We start from the raw sequence: 17,092 nt of genomic DNA, 5'->3' as shown, positions 1-17,092 counted from the left end.
TGCGCGCTCCACCACCAGGGGGCACAGATGGGCGTGAAAGTGGGAATCATCATGGGGAGCCAGTCCGACTGGGCCACCATGCGTGAGGCGGCGGCAATCCTCGACGAGCTCGGCATCCCCTTCGAGAAGAAGATCGTCTCGGCCCACCGCACCCCCGACCGGCTCTGGAGCTATGGCAAAAGCGCGGTGGAGCGCGGCCTGCATGTGATCATCGCGGGCGCGGGCGGGGCGGCGCACCTGCCGGGCATGATGGCCTCCAAGACCCGCGTGCCGGTGATCGGCGTGCCGGTACAGACCCGCGCGCTCTCGGGCGTGGACAGCCTCTATTCGATCGTGCAGATGCCGAAGGGCTTTCCCGTCGCCACCATGGCGATCGGGGCTGCGGGGGCCGCGAATGCCGGGCTGATGGCCGCGGGGATCCTCGCGATTTCCGATCCGGATCTGGCGGCGCGGCTCGATGCCTGGCGCGCGGCGCTTTCCGCCTCGATCCCCGACGAACCGCAGGACGACTGAGCCGCAACGGCGCCGCGCCTCGGGCTTCAGGGGCAGGTGAGACCATGACTTCCCCCCTCCCCCAAGGTTCGGTGATCGGCATTCTCGGCGGCGGCCAGCTCGGCCGGATGCTCTCGGTCGCGGCCTCGCGGCTCGGCTTTCGCTGCCATATCTTCGAGCCGGGCGCCGAGCCGCCCGCGGGCCATGTCGCCTGGAAGGTCACCACCGCGCCCTATGAGGACGAAGCCGCGCTGCGCGCCTTCGCCGCGGCGGTGGATGTGATCACCTATGAGTTCGAGAACATCCCCACTGCGGCGCTCGATCTTTTGGAGACGCTGCGCCCGATCCGGCCGGGGCGGCGCGCGCTCGCGACCTCGCAGGACCGGATCCTGGAGAAGCAGTTCCTGAACGGGATCGGCCTCGCCACCGCACCTTGGGCGGAGGTGACCGACCTCGCGACACTCGAGGCCGCCATCGCCCGCATCGGCACCCCCTCGATCCTGAAAACCACCCGCCTCGGCTATGACGGCAAGGGCCAGGCCCGGCTGCGCGCGCCCGGCGATGCGCCCGAAGCCCTCGCCGCGATGGGCGGAGCCACCGCGGTGCTGGAAGGCTTCGTGAATTTCAGCGCCGAGGTTTCGGTGATCGCGGCGCGCGGCCTCGATGGCTCTGTCGCCTGTTTCGACCCGGGCGAGAACGTGCACCGCGACGGCATCCTGCACACCACGACCGTGCCTGCGAAAATTCCCGCCGGGCTGCGCTCGGATGCGGTGCTGATCGCGGCGCGGATCCTGAACGCGCTCGATTATGTGGGCGTGCTGGGGGTGGAGCTGTTCGTCACGCCCGAGGGGCTGCTGGTGAACGAGATCGCGCCGCGGGTGCACAATTCCGGGCACTGGACCCAGGCCGGCTGCACCGTGGACCAGTTCGAGCAGCATATCCGCGCGGTGGCGGGCTGGCCTTTGGGCGACGGGGCGCGCTATGCCGATGTGCAGATGCTGAACCTGATCGGCGCCGATGTGGAGATGGTGCCCGATTATGCCGCCCGGCCGCGCACGCAGATCCACCTCTATGGCAAGGCCGAGGCCAAGCCCGGCCGCAAGATGGGCCATATCAATACGGTGCTGTGACGCATTGACGCCCACCGCGCGGCATCCCTAATCTGCCCGAAGGCGGAGGGGAGCCGCCGGGGGAAGAGATGCGCATTGCCGTCCTGTCCGATATTCATGCCAACCGGGAGGCCTTCACGGCCGTTCTGGAGGATGCTGCCATGCGCGGCGCCGGGCGCTATGTGCTGCTCGGCGATATCGTGGGCTACGGGCCGGATCCGGAATGGTGCTGCGCGCGGGCGATGGCGCTGGTGGCGAAGGGTGCGCTGGCGGTGAAGGGCAACCATGACGCCGCCATTGCCGCGCCCGAGCCGATGAACGCGACCGCCCGGGCGGTGATCGACTGGACCCGCCCGCGGCTCGGCGCCGGGCAGCGCGCGTTTCTGGAGGGGCTGCCGCTGACCGAGCGGCTGGGTGAGGCGCTGTTCGTTCATGCCACGGCCCATTCCCCGGGCGACTGGATCTATATGGACGGGCCCGGCCCTGCCGCCGCGAGCCTCCGGGTCTGCGATGCGGGGCTGATATTGTGTGGCCATGTGCATCGCCCCGCGCTTTACAGCAACGACCTGCGCGGCGCGGTGCACCGCCATGACGTGCCGATGGGCGCGGCGCTGCCGCTGCTGGCCTCGCGGCGCTGGATTGCGGTGCTGGGCGCGGTGGGCCAGCCGCGCGATGGGGTGCCGCAGGCGGGCTATGCCCTGCTGGACCTCGCCCGGCGCGAGATCACCTATCGCCGCGTACCCTACGACAGCGCGGAAACCATCGCGAAGCTGCGCGCCGCGGGCCTGCCCGAGGCGCTGGCCGAACGGCTGAAGGAGGGACGCTGATGCGGCCGCATGAGGGGATGCAGATCGACGGCTTCACCCTGGGCGCGCTCCTGCACAAGGGCGGCTTCGCCACGATCTGGGCGGTGACCCACCCCGACCACCCAGAGCAGATGGTGATGAAGGTGCCGACCATCCTCGATGGCTATGACGGGCCGACGATCGTCGGCTTCGAGGTGGAGCAGATGATCTTGCCGCGGCTCTCGGGGGCGCATGTGCCGCGGGTGATCGGGGCGGGGGATTTCCGCGTGATGCCCTATCTGGTGACGGAGCAGATCCCGGGCGGCAGCCTGCATGCGCTGTTCGACACCGCGCCGCGGCCCCTGCCCGAGGTGCTGGACCTTGGCCGCCGCATCGCCGCCGCGGTGCACGACCTGCACCGCCAGCGGGTAATCCACCTGGACCTGAAGCCCGGCAACCTGATGGCGCGCCCGGATGGCACTGTGGTGTGCATCGACTTCGGCCTCGCCCGGCACGAGCAGCTCCCCGACCTGCTGGCCGAGGAATTCGCCTCCCCCATGGGCACCTTCCCCTATATCGCGCCGGAGCAGGTGCTGGGCATGCGCGACGACCTGCGCTCGGATGTGTTTGCGCTCGGCGCGATGCTCTATCAGCTGACAACAGGCATCCTGCCCTTCGGCAATCCGCAGGGCCTGCGCGGCGCGCGAAGGCGGCTCTGGCGCGACCCGGTTCCGCCCCGCGCGCTGAACCCGGAAATCCCGGACTGGCTGCAGGAGGTGGTATTGCATGCGCTGGAGGTGGACCCGGCCGCGCGTACCGGATCGGCCGCGCAGGTCCTGTTCGACCTCGAACACCCGGAGGAGATCGCCCTCACCGAGCGCGCCCGCCGCAGCGCGCACGATGGCTGGTGGACGGCGCTCCGGCGGCGCTGGCGCATGCGCAAGGCGCGCTTCGCCCCGCCCGCAGGGATGGGGCGCCAGATCGCAGAAGCGCCGGTGCTGATTGCGGCGGTGGATCTCTCGCCGGAGATGGAGCCTCTGTCGGAGCGGATCCTGCAGGGCCTGCGCGACCTGCTGGCGGTGCGGCCCGAGGCGCGCGTGGCCTGCGTGAACGTGATCCGCACCCACCGGCTCGGCATCGACGAGACCACGGACGCCGCGGGCACGCATATCCATGTGAGCCGACTGGTGGCGCTGAAGGCCTGGGGCGCGCGGCTCGGGCTGCCGGAGGCGCGCGTGACCTATACCGTGCTCGAAGGGACGGACCCGGCGGCCGAGATCCTGAACCATGCCCGGCGTACCATGGCCGGGCACATCGTGATGGGCGCGCGCGGCAGCTCGACCACGCGCCGCTTTCTGGGCTCGGTCTCGGCGCAGGTGGTGGCGGAGGCGCCCTGCGACGTCACCGTGCTGCGCCTGCCCCGCGCCCCGCTGCCCGCGGATCAGCCCGCGGTGTAAAGGCCTTCATAGATCGGGACCAGCGTATCGGTCTCGAACAGCGACGACACCGAAGTGCCCGACCAGGTGTTCAGGATCGCCTGGGCGAACATCGGCGCGGTCGGCACGATGCGGATATTCTCCGAAGCCTTCACCGCCTCGGGCTGGTCGATGGAATCGGTGATCACCAGCGTCTTCATGACCGATTTGCGCACGCGCTCCACCGCCGGGCCGGACAGCACACCATGGGTGATATAGGCATGGACCTCGGTCGCGCCCGCTTCCATCAGCACCTCGGCCGCCTTGCACAGCGTGCCCGCGGTATCGCAGATGTCGTCGACGATGATGCATTTCTTGCCGGTCACATCGCCGATCACGGTCATGCCGGCGACTTCGCCCGCCTTTTCGCGGCGCTTGTCGACGATCGCGAGCGGCGCATTGATCCGCTTCGCCAGCTCGCGGGCGCGGGCCACGCCGCCGACGTCGGGCGAGATCACCATCACATCGCCGAGCTGGCCCTTGAAATTATGCATGATGTCGAGGGCGAAGACCGGCGAGGCATAGAGGTTGTCCACCGGAATATCGAAGAAGCCCTGGATCTGCGCGGCATGCAGATCGAGCGTGAGGATCCGGTCCACGCCCGCTTCGGTGAGCAGGTTCGCCACCAGCTTCGCGCTGATCGGCGTGCGGGCCTTGGCGCGGCGGTCCTGGCGGGCATAGCCGAAATAGGGGATGACGGCGGTGATCCGGTCGGCCGAGGAGCGCTTCAGCGCGTCGGTCATGATCAGCAGTTCCATCAGGTTGTCGTTCGCCGGGTTCGAGGTCGGCTGGATGATGTACATGTCCTCGCCGCGGACGTTCTCATAAACCTCGACGAAGATTTCCTGATCGTTGAAGCGCTCGACCCGGGCATCCACCAGGTTGACCGACATGCCGCGATGCATCGACATACGGCGGGCGATGGAGGTTGCCAGCGGCTTGTTGGCATTGCCGGCGATCAGTTTCGGTTCGGTCATGACAGGCATCTGGCTACCTTTGGTCTGCGCCGGGGGAGGGTGGCGGATTCGCGAAAGATTGCGCCCGCCTTAGCACCGGGCTAGCTTCCCCGCAAATCAGGAGGAGGCCCCGATGGCCCATATCGACTACTTTTTCTCGGTTTTCAGCCCCTGGACCTATCTGGGCGGGCCGCGCTTCGCCGAAATCACGGCGCGCCATGGCGCCAGCGTGACCTGGAAGCCGCTCGACCTGCTCGCGCTGTTCGACCGCACCGGCGGCACCCGCCCCGCGGCGCGGCACCCGAACCGGATGGCCTACCGCGCCCAGGAGCTCGCGCGCTGGAAGGCGCGGCTCGGCATGGCGCTGGAGCAGCCCGCAATTTATCCGCCGAACCCGGCGCCCGCTTCCTATGCGATCATCGCGGCGCAGAAGGCGGGCGGCGGCGATCTGCCCGGCCTCGTGCAGGATATTCTGGCCGCGACCTGGGTCGAGGGGCGCGACATCGGCCAGGACGAGGTGATCCGCGAGAAGCTGGAGCGCAACGGCTTCGATCCGAAGCTGGCGATGACCGGCCTGTTCGACGGCGCCATCACCTATGAGAAGAACCTGGAGGAGGCGGCAGACCGCGGCGTGTTCGGCGCGCCCTTCTGGATCGTGCGCGAGACCGACCAGCGCTTCTGGGGCCAGGACCGGCTGGATTTCCTCGACGAACATCTGGGAAGCCTCTGATGCAGGACCTGCGCGCCGGGATCCACTGGCAGACCCTGGGCACGGGCGCGCGCCCGGCCCTCGCCATCCATTGCATGCTCGGCTCTTCCGAGATCTGGGCCCCGGTGCTGGAGCCGCTGGGCGACCGGATCACCGCCACCACCTTCGACCTGCCCGGCCATGGCAAATCCGGCCCCTGGGCCGAGGACCCCGCCCCCGGCAGCTATCAGACCCTCGCCACCCGGATCGCCGCCAGCTTCATCGACCGCCCGGTGGACCTGATCGGGCATAGTTTCGGCGCCTCCGTCGCGCTGCGCATCGCGGTGGGGGCGCCGCATGCGATCCGCTCGCTGACGCTGATCGAGCCGGTGCTGTTTGCGGCGCTGCGCGGCACGCCGGTGTTCGAGGCCTGGTCCGAGCGGCAGGGGCATCTGGATGCGCTGATCGCCCAGGGGCGGCTCGAGGATGCGGCGCGCTCCTTCATGAAGGAATGGGGCGCGGGCATCCCCTGGGACATGCTGCCCGAAAAGCAGCGCGCGCGCTTCACCGCGCAGATGCCGATCGTGGAGAATGTGAGCCAGGCGAATTTCACCGACCCCGGCGCGATTGCCCGGCTGGAGGGGATCGAGGGGATCGACGCCCCGACCCTGCTGATCCATGGCGCGCGCAGCCCCGATATCTGCCCGGCGGTCTGCGAGGCGATCGCGGCGCGGCTGCCCGATGTGGGGCTGGCCTCGGTGCCGGACGCGGGGCACATGCTGCCTCTCACCCATGCCAAACAGGTGAGCGAACTGATCGCGCTCAATCTGGAGCGCAGCTAGGCGAGGGTTTCGAGGAAGCTGTCCACCTCGTCGTCGGTCGTGGCCCAGGAGCAGACGAGCCGCGCGCTGAGCAGCTCGTCATCCGGCCCGTCCAGAGACTGATCGAACGGCCAGAGGTAGTAATAGGCCCCGGCCTCCACCGCCTGCCGGTGCAGCCCGCGCGGCAGGCGCGCGAAAACGGCATTGGCTTCGGTCGGGTGCAGCAGGCTGCCGCCGTCCACCTCCAGGATCCCCGCCGCGAGGCGCAGCGCCATCCGGTTCGCATGGCGCGCATTTTCGAGCCAGCCGCCGCCCGCCAGATAGCCCAGCATCTGCGCCGCGAGGAACCGGTTCTTGGAGAACAGATGACCGCCGCGCTTGCGCCGCAGTTCGAATTCACGCGCCCGCGCCGGATCGAAGATCACCACCGCCTCGACGCCCATGCAGCCGTTCTTGGTGCCGCCGAAGGAGAGCACATCGACCCCCGCCTTCCAGGTCAGCTCCGCAGGCGTACATCCCAGCCGCGCCAGCGCATTGGCAAAGCGCGCGCCGTCCATATGCACCGGCAGCGCATAATCCTGCGCGATCTCGGTCAGCCGCGCGACCTCCTCGGGCGCATAGACGGTGCCCGCCTCGGTCGCATTGGTAAGCGAGACCATGCCGCGCTGCACATTGTGGATGCCGCCGCGGCCGGTATGGGCGATGCTGCGCTCCAGCGCCTCCGGATCCATCTTCGCATGCGCCCCGTCCACCAGAACGAGCTTCGCGCCATTGGTGTAGAACTCCGGCGCGCCGCATTCGTCCTCCTCGATATGGGCGTTGCGGTGGCAGAAGATCGCGCCCCAGGGCTCGGTCAGCAGCGCGCAGGAGAGCGCATTCGCCGCCGTCCCCGTGGCCACCAGATAGACCGCGGCCTCCGGCGCCTCGAACAGGTCGCGCATCTTGGTGCGCACCGCCTCGCTCAGCGCATCGGCGCCATAGGACGGCACATGCCCCTCGTTGGCCGCATTCAGCGCCGCCATGACCTGCGGCGCCACGCCCGAAGTATTGTCCGAAGCGAAATCCATCACGGCTCCTCGATGATGTATTGGTCCCAGTCCTCTTCCGGAACGGTCGTCTCCGAGACCGTCCAGCCGCGGACCGATATGCCCGCCTCGTGCACCGTCTCATGCGAGCCCGAGATCAGATAGTGCCAGCTTTCCAGCGGCTTGCCCTCCAATCGCAGGCGGTAGGCGCAGCTGCGCGGCATCCAGTAGGCGATCTCGCGGATGGATTTCGGCGTGAGCTGCACGCATTCGGGCACATAGTCGCGCCGGGTTTCGTATTTCGAGCAGCGGCAGGTCTGGCCATCCAGCAGGCGGCAGGAGACGCGGGTGAACTCAAGCTCGCCGGTATCCTCGTATTCGAGCTTGTTCAGGCAGCATTTGCCGCAGCCGTCGCACAGCGCTTCCCATTCGTCCGGGGTCAGCCGGTCGAGCGGAAGGGTCCAGAATTCCGCGCGCAGGCCGCTCATCGCCCTGCCCCGGCGCCGGGCCGCGCGGGGCCGCTCATGCCTGCGCGAGGATGTCGCGCGCCTGCGCCACATCCGCGTCCATCTGGTCGATCAGCGCCGGCAGCCCGTCGAACTTACGCTCGGGCCGCAGATATTCGACCAGCGCGACCGACAGGTGCTGCCCATAGAGATCGCCTTTGAAATCCATCAGATAGGTTTCCAGATTCGGGGTATTTTCGCCGAACATCGGGCGCACGCCGAGGCTTGCCGCCCCCATGTAGCTGCCCGCCTGCGGCCCGGTGAGCACATCGACCTTCACCGCATAGACCCCGAGCCGCGGCAGGTGCAGCCGCGAAACGCTCATGTTGGCGGTGGGAAAGCCCAGCACGCGGCCGCGCTTTTCGCCATGGATCACCGGCCCCTCGATCCGGTGCAGGTGGCCGAGCATCGCAGCCGCATCGCGCGGGCGCCCTTCCGAAAGCGCGCTGCGGATCGCGGTGGAGGAAACCTCCACCCCATCCAGCTGCAAGAGCGGCGCGATCGTCACCCCGAAGCCGAATTCCGCGCCGAAGGCCTGCAGCGTTTCGGCATTGCCCTGCCGCTTCTGCCCGAAATGGAAATCGCGCCCGACCGCGACATGGGCGATCCCGAGCCCCTGCGCCAGCACGTCGCGGGCGAAGGCCTCGGCGCTCATTCCGCAGAGTTCGGCGTTGAAGGGCAGCTGGAACAGCCGCTCCACCCCGATCTTTTGCAGCCGGTTCGCGCGGGCTTCGGCATTCATCAGCCGGAACGGCGCCGCATCGGGGCGGAAGACTTCGCGCGGATGCGGCTCGAAGGTGATCACGCCGAGAGGGCCCAGGCCCCGCGCCCGGTCGATAACCGACCGGTGCCCGAGGTGAACCCCGTCGAAATTCCCCATAGCCACCGAGGCGCCGCGCGCCGCCTCGGGCAAGTCCCGCCACCGGGTGTAGGTCTGCATCATCCCCGCCTTCCGGCGAGGTCGCCGGTCAGTGCTTCGTCCGCGAGGGCGCGAGGACAAGCGCCTCGCCCACGAGCACCATCGTATCGCCCACGAAGCAGGAGGTTTCAAGGGTTACCCTGCCACGTTCCGGATCGATCGCCTTCACCGTGACCACGGCGCGCACGCTGTCGCCCGGGCGCACGGGGCGGCGGAACTTCAGGCTCTGCTCCAGATAGATCGTGCCCTGCCCCGGCAACTGGTTGCCGATAACGGCGGAAATCAGCGCCGCGGTCAGGATGCCATGGGCGATGCGGCCCTTGAACGGGGTCGCCTTCGCATAATCCTCATCCAGGTGCACCGGATTGTGATCGGTGGAAATTTCGGCAAACAGGGTGATGTCGCGGTCGCTGATCTGTTTGGTCAGCTCGCGCGACATGCCGATTTCGAGATCTTCCAGATAGATCGTGCCCGTCATCTGATCCTTGGCCATGTGCTTCCTCCGGCTCCGTCGCCTGTACCGGACGTATCACGGGCGCTGCATTGCCGCAATCTTTTGCGCAACAAAATTGCACTGCCCATTGGTCGAATGCATAATTGTTGCGCAGACGTTACATTCTCAGCGCAGACGGCCGATCGCATATTGCGGATCGTGCTGACGCGCAGCGAGCCAGGTGCGCAGCAGATCGGGCTCGGGCGCATCAATCTCCGGGCCGAACTGCTCGGCCGCGAGCCCGCCGGTCACGAAGAGCACGTCGATCCCCTCGCCTTCCGCGCCCGCGACATCGGTGTTGATCCCGTCGCCGATCGCCAGCAGCCGGGCATCCTCACCCACCCCGATCGCGGCCAGCTTGCGCCGCGCGAGGTCATAGACCGGCGGATGCGGCTTGCCGAAATACAGCGCCTCGCCGCCCATGTCTTCATACAGCGCCGCCAGCGCGCCCGCGCAATAGATCCGCCGGTCGCCCAGATCCACCACCACATCGGGGTTGGCGCAGAGCATCTTCAGCCCCCGCGTCTTGGCCAGCAGGAAGCGCGGGCGGTAATCTTCCGGCACTTCGTTGATCTCGTCGAAGGGGCCGGTACAGACGATGCCCTCGGCCTCCTCGAAGGGCACCCGGCTCACGGAGACCTGGCCCTGCCATTCGGGCGGCACCTCGGTGAAGAAGCCCTCATCCTTGTCGGGCCCCAGATGCCAGACCTTCTGCCCGACGGCGCCTGCGAACATCGCATCCTGCGCCGCATCGCCCGAAGACACCACCAGATCATAGGCGTCCTTCGGCACGCCCATCCGGTCCAGCTGCGCGATCACATATTTGGCCGGGCGCGGTGCATTCGTGAGCAGCACGACCTTGCCCCCGCCCTCGCGGAAGGCGCGCAGCGCCGCCACCGCCGCCGGGAACGGCGTCACCCCGTTGTGCAGGCAGCCCCACAGGTCGCACAGGAGCGCGTCATAGGGGGCCGAAATTTCGGCGAGAGATTGGATGATGCGGGTCATGGCTGCCTCAACTGTCTGATCTGGCAGCGCTTCCGATCCGGGCGCCGCCGTTGCCGTCGCGCCCTGTATGCCATGCCACGGCGAAAAGGCAAAGCCGGGGCGCCGCGCGGCAGCGCCCCCGCCCCGTCAATGCTCCAGCATTTCGTGCAGGATCTCGGCGCCGCTCAGCGCGCGCGGGTAATAGGTGGGCCAGTTGGTCACTTCGCTCAGCAGCGCGGCGCGGTCATCGCCCCAGTAGAGGTGATAGTGCCCGGCCTTCTGCGGCGCGATGCCATGGTCGCTGAACTGGAGGAAGGCAGGCGCCGCCGCATCGCCCGCGGCCTTGGCAAACACATAGCGCACCCCGCGGTTGCCCTTCTTGTAGGTCAGGATCTCCTGCCCGTCCGCCCGGTATTGCGCCGCAACCGGCTGGCCCGCGCGGTAGAAGGTGACCTTGTCGCCCTCGATGGTGATACGCTCCACATCGGTCTTGTAGCCCGTCTCGTAATAGGCGCAGTACTCGGCCGCGCTCTGCGTGCCGCCTTCGGCCTTGTGCGCCATCACCGGATCGAGCGTGCCATCCAGCAGATAGGGATAGACCGACTGCCAGTCCCCGGCCCAATCCGAAAGCGGGCGCGGATGCACCTGCGCATCCTCGAAATAGCCGCGATAGACCGCATCCGAGGCGCCGTGGCTGTGGGGCTTTGCGGTTTCGGCACCTGCGGGGGCCGCAAGGGCCAGCGCGGCGGCCAGCGCCAGCAGGACGGGCCGGGCGATCGGATGGGTCATGAGATGATTCCTTGTGATGTTATTTCATAACACTCCCCGCATACCCTGCCCCCGGCCCGCAGGCAAGGGACCCGACATGCAAAAGGGCGCAGGTTTCCCCGCGCCCCGCCTCCGCCCAAATGCTCGGATCAGACCTTCAGTGCCGGAATGATCTGCTTCTTGCGCGACATGATGCCGGGAAGCACGACGGTATCGCCCGAAACGGCGCAGCCGAACGAAGCCTCGGCGATCTTCTTCACCAGATCGTTCGGCACCAGCAGGGTGGCTTCCTCGTTCAGGATATCCACCACGAACAGCAGCACCTGATCGGCCCCGTCTTCCTGCGCCACGCCGGCCATGGCGGCCATCAGGCTGTCCTTGCGGTCCAGGATCAGCTTCGGCGCGGTGGTCTCCAGCACGCTGACGCGCAGCTCGGTGCCGTCCACGTTGTATTCCTTCGAATCCATCCGCAGCAGCGCTGCATCGGAGAAGGCCGACACATCCGATTTCGCCTCGAACATCGCCGTTGCGAGATCGGCGATCACCACGCCCAGGTCGGCGGCGAGCTTCTCGGCCACGGCCTTGTCGTGCGCGGTCGTGGTCGGGCTGCGGAATTCGAGCGTATCGGAGAGGATGCACGACAGCATCGCGCCCTTGATCGCCTTCGGCGCCTTCTCCACATCGGCGCCCATCAGGTCGTACATGATGGTCGCGGTGCAGGCCAGCGGCCGCACGGTGATGTCGATCGGGCCCTTGGTTTCCAGCCCGCCCACCAGCTTGTGGTGGTCGATGATCGCGGTGATATCGGCCTTGTTGATGCCCTCGGGCAGCTCGGCCGGGTTGTTGGTATCGACGATGACGACCTTCTCGCCCTCGGCCACGCCCGAGATGATTTCGGGCTTCGGCAGGTCCCAATGCTTCAGCACGAAGGCCGCCTCGGTATTGGGCTCGCCCAGCAGCGCCGGCGCCGCGTCGATGCCCTTCACCTCGTTCAGATACCAGGCCCAGACGATGGGCGAGCCGGTCGAGTCGGTGTCGGGCGATTTATGGCCGAAAACCTTGGTGGTCATGGGAATCCCTCGATTGGTCGAATGTCGCGCGGGTTATAGGGGCTGGGCCACGATTTGTCATCACGGCGGTCATTCGGTCCGGTCGAGCCGGGTCACGGTAAAGCCCGCGTCCTCCAGAAGCGCGAGGAGCCCGCTCTGCCCGGGCAGATGCAGCGCCCCCACCGCCACCAGCACCGGCCCCTGCCCGGCGGCCTCCAGGATCCGCGGCAGCCAGGCATGGTTGCGCCGGTCCATCAGCAGATCCTCCGCCAGCGCCATTTCGCGCGCAACCTCTGCCTCCGGCATCCCGCTGTCGCGCGCCCACTGGGCCGAAGCCTCCCACAGCAGGCGCGGCTCGCCGGCGAAATAGAGGTTGGCCGAGGTCACGGCATTATCGTCTCCGCGCGCAGCCTCGGCCATCGCATTGCGCAAAAGCGCCAGCGCATCCGCCTCGGGAAGCGTGTCGAACAGCCGGAACGCCGTGTCCCAGGGCTCCAGCGCCCGCACCGGCACCCTGGCCGCGGTGGCCTCGGCGATCAGGAGCTTGTCGAGCCCGCCCTGCCCCTGCGCCAGCTGCGCCGTGGCGCAGGGCGGGATCGAAAGGGTGATGGCCAGAAAGGCGGGCTTCATCTTCGCCGCGAGAAAGGCCGGGGTGCCACGCGCGGCGGCAAGCGCCGCAAGCTCCTGCCATTGCGCCTCCGGCAGCAGCTCGGGCAGCGTCGGGCCAGAGGCGTTGAACATCAAGGACATATCGCTCGCGATTCCATGCTGCAGCGCGGCCTCTTCTTCGGGGCCCGCCTCCACCAGCAGCACCCGGGCGCCGCGCAGAACCGGGGCCGAAGCCGCCACCAGCCCCGCATGGCGCGGATCCGGCAGATGATAAGTCCCGACCAGGGTGATTTCCTGCGCGCCTTTCTGCGCGCGGAACATAAGCCCCGTTGCATGCGGCACGGCATGGGCGCGCGCGGTCAGCCCCGCGCGCTGGCTTTCGCTCATCTCCGTGGTGAAGCGATCGGTGCCGGTGCAGGCGGCATGGGCGGGCGCGGCCAGCAGCAGCGCGGCGATCAGGATGCGGATCATCTGTCCTCCTCGGTGACGGGCAGCCTTGCATGGCGCCCGCCCGAGGCCAAGCCGATCCTGGAGCCGCACCACCGGCGCGCCGCGAAAATTTTCCGGGTGGCGGGTATTGACAGGACACGGGGGCCGTGACTAACTCCGCCTCCGTTAGCACTCACTCTTTGCGAGTGCTAAAACAAAATCGAACCTGGAACCTTAGGGAGTTACCCAGATGGCATTCAAACCGCTTCATGACCGTGTGCTGGTCAAGCGCGTGCAGAGCGACGAAAAGACCAAGGGCGGCCTGATCATCCCCGACTCGGCGAAAGAAAAGCCGGCGGAAGGCGAGATCGTCGCGGTCGGCGAAGGCGCGCGCAAGGACTCGGGCGAGCTGATCGCACCGTCGGTCAAGGTCGGCGATCGCGTGCTGTTCGGCAAATGGTCGGGCACCGAAGTGACCCTGAACGGCGAAGAACTGCTGATCATGAAAGAATCCGACATCATGGGGATCATCGGCTGATCCAGCCGATCCTCTTGATTTCCAACCTATTCTAAGGAGCCAAAACCATGGCAGCCAAGGACGTCAAGTTCTCGACCGATGCCCGCGACCGGATGCTGAAGGGTGTGAACATCCTCGCCGACGCAGTGAAGGTGACCCTGGGCCCGAAAGGCCGCAACGTCGTCATCGAAAAATCCTTCGGCGCGCCGCGCATCACCAAGGACGGTGTGTCGGTCGCGAAGGAAATCGAACTGTCGGACAAGTTCGAAAACATGGGTGCGCAGCTGGTGAAAGAAGTCGCCGCGCGGACCAATGACGAAGCCGGCGACGGCACCACCACCGCCACCGTGCTCGCGCAGGCAATCATCAAGGAAGGCCTCAAGTCGGTTGCGGCCGGCCTGAACCCGATGGACCTGAAGCGCGGCATCGACCTCGCGACCACCAAGGTCGTGGAAGCGATCAAGGCCGCCTCGCGCCCGGTCGCCGACAGCGACGAAGTGGCCCAGGTCGGCACCATCTCGGCCAACGGCGAAGCCCAGATCGGCCGCTTCATCGCTGACGCGATGCAGAAGGTCGGCAACGAGGGTGTGATCACCGTCGAAGAAAACAAGGGCATGGAGACCGAAGTCGAAGTCGTCGAAGGCATGCAGTTCGACCGCGGCTACCTCTCGCCCTACTTCGTGACCAACCCCGACAAGATGATCGCGGATCTCGACGATGCGCTGATCCTGCTGCACGAGAAGAAGCTCTCGTCGCTGCAGCCGATGGTCCCGCTGCTCGAAGCCGTGATCCAGTCGCAAAAGCCGCTGCTGATCATCGCCGAAGACGTGGAAGGCGAAGCGCTGGCGACCCTCGTCGTCAACAAGCTGCGTGGCGGCCTGAAGATTGCCGCCGTCAAGGCTCCGGGCTTCGGTGATCGCCGCAAGGCCATGCTGCAGGACATCGCGATCCTGACCGGCGGCCAGGTGATCTCGGAAGACCTCGGCATGAAGCTGGAAAATGTCGGCATCGACATGCTCGGCAAGGCGAAGAAGGTCTCGATCTCGAAAGAGAACACGACCATCGTCGACGGCGCCGGCGAAAAGGCCGAGATCGAAGCCCGTGTTGGCCAGATCCGCACCCAGATCGAGGAAACCACCTCGGACTACGACCGTGAAAAGCTGCAAGAGCGCGTGGCGAAGCTCGCCGGCGGCGTGGCTGTCATCCGCGTCGGCGGCATGACCGAAGTCGAAGTGAAAGAGCGCAAGGACCGCGTGGATGACGCGCTGAACGCGACCCGTGCGGCGGTTCAGGAAGGCATCATCGTCGGCGGCGGCGTGGCTCTGGTTCAGGCGACGAAGTCGCTCGAAGGCCTGAAGGGCGTGAACGCCGATCAGGACGTGGGCATCTCGATCATCCGCCGCGCGCTGGAAGCGCCGCTGCGTCAGATCTCGGAGAACTCGGGCGTTGATGGCGCCGTGGTTGCCGGCAAGATCCGCGACTCGGAATCGACCTCGTTCGGCTTCAACGCGCAGACCGAAGAATATGGCGACATGTTCAAGTTCGGCGTGATCGACCCGGCCAAGGTGACCCGCACCGCGCTGGAAAACGCGGCTTCGGTCGCTGGCCTGCTGATCACCACCGAAGCGATGATCGCCGAGAAGCCCGAGCCGAAGGCTCCGGCCGGCGGCATGCCCGACATGGGCGGCATGGGCGGCATGATGTAATCTGCCCGCAAAGGCATCGGAAAGGGCGCCCTTCGCGGGCGCCCTTTTCCTTTGGCGCGGCGTCACGCGCAGAGCAAGGCTTCCCTCCGATTCCAGCGGGCTCCCACCGTTGGCCGTCAGACTCTTGCCCGGGCAACACCCCAGCAAAAGGCGCCTTGCAGCTGTGTGGGCTGATTGTCATCTTGGCGCCCCTCTCGGGAGGCCATTGCAGCTCTCACTGCTCCGCAGGGCCCCTGCCTGCCCTCCTGCGGCGGCAGGCTCCTTCACCGTCCCGGGTGCGCCATATGTCTTCCGACCAGCCCTTCCGCGCCTCCTGAGGGCCCACTCAAGAGGCCCTCGGCCCCTTTCGCCGGATCGGCTCAGACCGGATCCAGATGCGGTCCCGGCTGTTCATAGGTCCAGACCTTGAACGACTTCAGCTCATGGCGGCCGAAGCTGTGCATCAGCGGAATATCCGCCGCATCGCGCCCGCGCGCGACAGTGACCCGCCCGATCCGCGGCACATTGTGCCGTGCATCCAGCGTGAACCACTGCCCGCCGAGATAGACCTCGCACCAGGCGTTGAAATCCATCGGCGCCGGATCCGCGGGCACGCCGATGTCGCCCATATAGCCATTGGCATAGCGCGCGGGAATGTTCATACAGCGGCACAGCGTCACCGCCAGATGTGCGAAATCCCGGCAGACACCGACGCGCTCCTCATGCGCCTGCGTCGCCGTCCGGGTCGCGCGCGCGAACTGATAGCCGAACTTCAGCCGCTCATGCACATAATCGAAAATCGCCGCGACCCGCGGCCAGCCCGGCTCCAGCGCCCCAAAGAGCTTCCAGGCGGTGTCCATCATCAGGTCGGATTCGCAGTACCTGCTCGGCAGCAGGAACTCCAGCACCTCGGGCGGCATGTCCCACACGGCCAGCTCCCGGGCCGCAGGGTCGCGGAAGTCGAGCGTGCCGTCATCCTCCACCACGATATCACGCCGCAGATGCATCGGGCCGGCCGGAGCGGTAATCCGGCGGCACTGGTTGCCGAAGCGGTCGATATAGCTCCCATGCGGCACATCGGGGGTGCAGAGCAGGTCGGTCTGCGCACGCAGCTGCGCCGCATGCTCCGGGTGCGGATCCAGCAGGAACACGAACTCCGTCGGCTGCGCGCAGCTCAGGGAAATGTCGTAGCCAAGTCTGATGAACATCGCGCCTCCGGGGGTTGCGGGGTACAACCCCCGGAAAGGTTAACAGTTCCATTCTGGCAGACGCCGAAATTCGGCCACATATCCGTGGCACGACATGAACATGCTCAGAAATAACGCATTTCCGCTGCGCCGCGCGCGCACTTCGCCCTGGCCGATATTGCTGCTGGGCCTCGGGCTGCTCGGCTATGCGGCCTTCTGGGGCGCGGAGCGGTACCCGGAGTATCTCGGCCCGCTGGTGCGGCTGAGCGGCATCCAGGAAATCGCAGGCCCGGTCAGCCATGTGCGCGATGGCGATACGATCGTGGTCGCGGGCGTGCCGATCCGTTTTGGCTCCCTCGACTGCCCAGAGCGCTTCACCGCGCCCGGCCGAATGGCCACGCAGCGCATGAAGACGCTGGTCTCGGGGCAAAGGCTGACCTGCCAGCTGAACGGCCGCACCAGCTATGACCGCAAGATCGGCAGTTGCACCCTGCCCGACGGGCGCGACCTCGCAGCCGCGATGATCCGCTCCGGGCTCTGCACGCGCTATCTGCGCTAGGCAGAAACGAAAACGCGGCCCCGGAGGGCCGCGTTT

General features: G+C 67.2%; 19 protein-coding genes. 9 read left to right on the top strand and 10 right to left on the bottom strand.

Going from position 1 to position 17,092, the window contains the following annotated elements:
* Positions 1-27 precede the first annotated feature (27 nt).
* From purE to ACOMG5_RS01620, 4 genes are all read left to right on the top strand, one after another.
* Positions 28-513, top strand: coding sequence for a 5-(carboxyamino)imidazole ribonucleotide mutase (gene purE / locus ACOMG5_RS01635; protein ID WP_420342032.1), 486 nt, complete (start codon positions 28-30; stop codon positions 511-513).
* A gap of 44 nt (positions 514-557) precedes the next feature.
* Complete coding sequence (locus ACOMG5_RS01630) at positions 558-1,622, top strand: 5-(carboxyamino)imidazole ribonucleotide synthase (RefSeq protein WP_420342031.1); 1,065 nt, start codon at positions 558-560, stop codon at positions 1,620-1,622.
* Positions 1,623-1,690: 68 nt separating this feature from the next.
* A complete protein-coding gene (locus ACOMG5_RS01625) occupies positions 1,691-2,428 on the top strand; it encodes a metallophosphoesterase family protein (RefSeq protein WP_420342030.1) in 738 nt (245 codons plus the stop codon).
* Positions 2,428-3,843, top strand: a complete 1,416-nt coding sequence (locus tag ACOMG5_RS01620) for a serine/threonine protein kinase (protein WP_420342029.1) — start codon at positions 2,428-2,430, stop codon at positions 3,841-3,843. Before ACOMG5_RS01625 ends, ACOMG5_RS01620 begins: the two co-directional genes overlap by 1 nt.
* Here the strand turns inward: ACOMG5_RS01620 and ACOMG5_RS01615 are convergent.
* Positions 3,828-4,847 (bottom strand): ribose-phosphate pyrophosphokinase, encoded by a 1,020-nt coding sequence (locus tag ACOMG5_RS01615; RefSeq protein WP_420342028.1) that lies wholly within the window; start codon positions 4,845-4,847, stop codon positions 3,828-3,830. The two genes, ACOMG5_RS01620 and ACOMG5_RS01615, sit on opposite strands and share 16 nt — an antisense overlap.
* 103 nt (positions 4,848-4,950) lie before the next feature.
* On the opposite strand from ACOMG5_RS01615, the gene ACOMG5_RS01610 reads away from it, so the two are divergent.
* Complete coding sequence (locus tag ACOMG5_RS01610) at positions 4,951-5,547, top strand: 2-hydroxychromene-2-carboxylate isomerase (RefSeq protein WP_420342027.1); 597 nt, start codon at positions 4,951-4,953, stop codon at positions 5,545-5,547.
* A complete protein-coding gene (locus ACOMG5_RS01605) occupies positions 5,547-6,347 on the top strand; it encodes an alpha/beta fold hydrolase (protein ID WP_420342026.1) in 801 nt (266 codons plus the stop codon). Before ACOMG5_RS01610 ends, ACOMG5_RS01605 begins: the two co-directional genes overlap by 1 nt.
* On the opposite strand, the gene ACOMG5_RS01600 is transcribed toward ACOMG5_RS01605, so the two are convergent.
* The 8 genes from ACOMG5_RS01600 to ACOMG5_RS01565 all read right to left on the bottom strand — a co-directional run bounded on the left by ACOMG5_RS01600 (position 6,344) and on the right by ACOMG5_RS01565 (position 13,150).
* A complete protein-coding gene (locus tag ACOMG5_RS01600; protein ID WP_420342025.1) occupies positions 6,344-7,393 on the bottom strand; it encodes a threonine aldolase family protein in 1,050 nt (349 codons plus the stop codon). The two genes, ACOMG5_RS01605 and ACOMG5_RS01600, sit on opposite strands and share 4 nt — an antisense overlap.
* Positions 7,393-7,839: a YcgN family cysteine cluster protein gene (locus ACOMG5_RS01595; protein WP_420342024.1), complete on the bottom strand. Its 447-nt coding sequence runs from the start codon at positions 7,837-7,839 to the stop codon at positions 7,393-7,395. Before ACOMG5_RS01595 ends, ACOMG5_RS01600 begins: the two co-directional genes overlap by 1 nt.
* A gap of 34 nt (positions 7,840-7,873) precedes the next feature.
* Complete coding sequence (locus ACOMG5_RS01590) at positions 7,874-8,797, bottom strand: bifunctional riboflavin kinase/FAD synthetase (RefSeq protein ID WP_420342023.1); 924 nt, start codon at positions 8,795-8,797, stop codon at positions 7,874-7,876.
* 28 nt (positions 8,798-8,825) lie between these two features.
* Positions 8,826-9,269, bottom strand: a complete 444-nt coding sequence (locus ACOMG5_RS01585; protein ID WP_420342022.1) for a MaoC family dehydratase — start codon at positions 9,267-9,269, stop codon at positions 8,826-8,828.
* Positions 9,270-9,395: 126 nt separating this feature from the next.
* On the bottom strand, positions 9,396-10,274 hold the full coding sequence (locus tag ACOMG5_RS01580) for a TIGR01459 family HAD-type hydrolase (RefSeq protein ID WP_420342021.1): 879 nt from the start codon (positions 10,272-10,274) through the stop codon (positions 9,396-9,398).
* 126 nt (positions 10,275-10,400) lie between these two features.
* Positions 10,401-11,042, bottom strand: a complete 642-nt coding sequence (locus ACOMG5_RS01575) for a ZinT family metal-binding protein (protein WP_420342020.1) — start codon at positions 11,040-11,042, stop codon at positions 10,401-10,403.
* Positions 11,043-11,170: 128 nt separating this feature from the next.
* A complete protein-coding gene (locus tag ACOMG5_RS01570; RefSeq protein ID WP_420342019.1) occupies positions 11,171-12,091 on the bottom strand; it encodes a manganese-dependent inorganic pyrophosphatase in 921 nt (306 codons plus the stop codon).
* A 69-nt stretch (positions 12,092-12,160) separates the two neighbouring features.
* Positions 12,161-13,150, bottom strand: coding sequence for a TraB/GumN family protein (locus tag ACOMG5_RS01565; protein ID WP_420342018.1), 990 nt, complete (start codon positions 13,148-13,150; stop codon positions 12,161-12,163).
* A gap of 208 nt (positions 13,151-13,358) precedes the next feature.
* Here ACOMG5_RS01565 and ACOMG5_RS01560 point away from each other — a divergent pair, with 208 nt between their 5' ends.
* Both ACOMG5_RS01560 and groL read left to right on the top strand, forming a co-directional pair.
* Positions 13,359-13,646 carry a co-chaperone GroES gene (locus tag ACOMG5_RS01560; RefSeq protein WP_420342017.1) on the top strand — a complete coding sequence of 96 codons (288 nt, stop codon included), beginning with the start codon at positions 13,359-13,361 and terminating at the stop codon, positions 13,644-13,646.
* Positions 13,647-13,693: 47 nt separating this feature from the next.
* Positions 13,694-15,331, top strand: a complete 1,638-nt coding sequence (gene groL, locus ACOMG5_RS01555) for a chaperonin GroEL (protein WP_420342016.1) — start codon at positions 13,694-13,696, stop codon at positions 15,329-15,331.
* Between the two features lie 359 nt (positions 15,332-15,690).
* Here groL and ACOMG5_RS01550 read toward each other — a convergent pair whose 3' ends face one another.
* Positions 15,691-16,518, bottom strand: a complete 828-nt coding sequence (locus tag ACOMG5_RS01550) for a transglutaminase-like domain-containing protein (RefSeq protein WP_420342015.1) — start codon at positions 16,516-16,518, stop codon at positions 15,691-15,693.
* 94 nt (positions 16,519-16,612) lie between these two features.
* On the opposite strand from ACOMG5_RS01550, the gene ACOMG5_RS01545 reads away from it, so the two are divergent.
* Entirely contained in the window at positions 16,613-17,056 is a 444-nt protein-coding gene (locus ACOMG5_RS01545) for a thermonuclease family protein (RefSeq protein WP_420342014.1), read from the top strand.
* The last annotated feature ends 36 nt before the right edge of the window (positions 17,057-17,092 follow it).

Source organism: Paenirhodobacter sp. (assembly GCF_041916475.1).
Taxonomy (GTDB): domain Bacteria; phylum Pseudomonadota; class Alphaproteobacteria; order Rhodobacterales; family Rhodobacteraceae; genus Rhodobacter.
Note: the sequence above shows the minus strand (reverse complement) of the source record. Positions and strands in the feature narration are given on the sequence as shown.

Bases quoted from the DNA above. Each gene is read 5' to 3' on its own strand.
- purE (WP_420342032.1), top strand. From the start codon at position 28: ATGGGCGTGAAAGTGGGAATCATCATGGGGAGCCAGTCCGACTGGGCC.
- ACOMG5_RS01630 (WP_420342031.1), top strand. From the start codon at position 558: ATGACTTCCCCCCTCCCCCAAGGTTCGGTGATCGGCATTCTCGGCGGC.
- ACOMG5_RS01625 (WP_420342030.1), top strand. From the start codon at position 1,691: ATGCGCATTGCCGTCCTGTCCGATATTCATGCCAACCGGGAGGCCTTC.
- ACOMG5_RS01620 (WP_420342029.1), top strand. From the start codon at position 2,428: ATGCGGCCGCATGAGGGGATGCAGATCGACGGCTTCACCCTGGGCGCG.
- ACOMG5_RS01615 (WP_420342028.1), bottom strand. From the start codon at position 4,847: ATGCCTGTCATGACCGAACCGAAACTGATCGCCGGCAATGCCAACAAG.
- ACOMG5_RS01610 (WP_420342027.1), top strand. From the start codon at position 4,951: ATGGCCCATATCGACTACTTTTTCTCGGTTTTCAGCCCCTGGACCTAT.
- ACOMG5_RS01605 (WP_420342026.1), top strand. From the start codon at position 5,547: ATGCAGGACCTGCGCGCCGGGATCCACTGGCAGACCCTGGGCACGGGC.
- ACOMG5_RS01600 (WP_420342025.1), bottom strand. From the start codon at position 7,393: ATGGATTTCGCTTCGGACAATACTTCGGGCGTGGCGCCGCAGGTCATG.
- ACOMG5_RS01595 (WP_420342024.1), bottom strand. From the start codon at position 7,839: ATGAGCGGCCTGCGCGCGGAATTCTGGACCCTTCCGCTCGACCGGCTG.
- ACOMG5_RS01590 (WP_420342023.1), bottom strand. From the start codon at position 8,797: ATGCAGACCTACACCCGGTGGCGGGACTTGCCCGAGGCGGCGCGCGGC.
- ACOMG5_RS01585 (WP_420342022.1), bottom strand. From the start codon at position 9,269: ATGGCCAAGGATCAGATGACGGGCACGATCTATCTGGAAGATCTCGAA.
- ACOMG5_RS01580 (WP_420342021.1), bottom strand. From the start codon at position 10,274: ATGACCCGCATCATCCAATCTCTCGCCGAAATTTCGGCCCCCTATGAC.
- ACOMG5_RS01575 (WP_420342020.1), bottom strand. From the start codon at position 11,042: ATGACCCATCCGATCGCCCGGCCCGTCCTGCTGGCGCTGGCCGCCGCG.
- ACOMG5_RS01570 (WP_420342019.1), bottom strand. From the start codon at position 12,091: ATGACCACCAAGGTTTTCGGCCATAAATCGCCCGACACCGACTCGACC.
- ACOMG5_RS01565 (WP_420342018.1), bottom strand. From the start codon at position 13,150: ATGATCCGCATCCTGATCGCCGCGCTGCTGCTGGCCGCGCCCGCCCAT.
- ACOMG5_RS01560 (WP_420342017.1), top strand. From the start codon at position 13,359: ATGGCATTCAAACCGCTTCATGACCGTGTGCTGGTCAAGCGCGTGCAG.
- groL (WP_420342016.1), top strand. From the start codon at position 13,694: ATGGCAGCCAAGGACGTCAAGTTCTCGACCGATGCCCGCGACCGGATG.
- ACOMG5_RS01550 (WP_420342015.1), bottom strand. From the start codon at position 16,518: ATGTTCATCAGACTTGGCTACGACATTTCCCTGAGCTGCGCGCAGCCG.
- ACOMG5_RS01545 (WP_420342014.1), top strand. From the start codon at position 16,613: ATGAACATGCTCAGAAATAACGCATTTCCGCTGCGCCGCGCGCGCACT.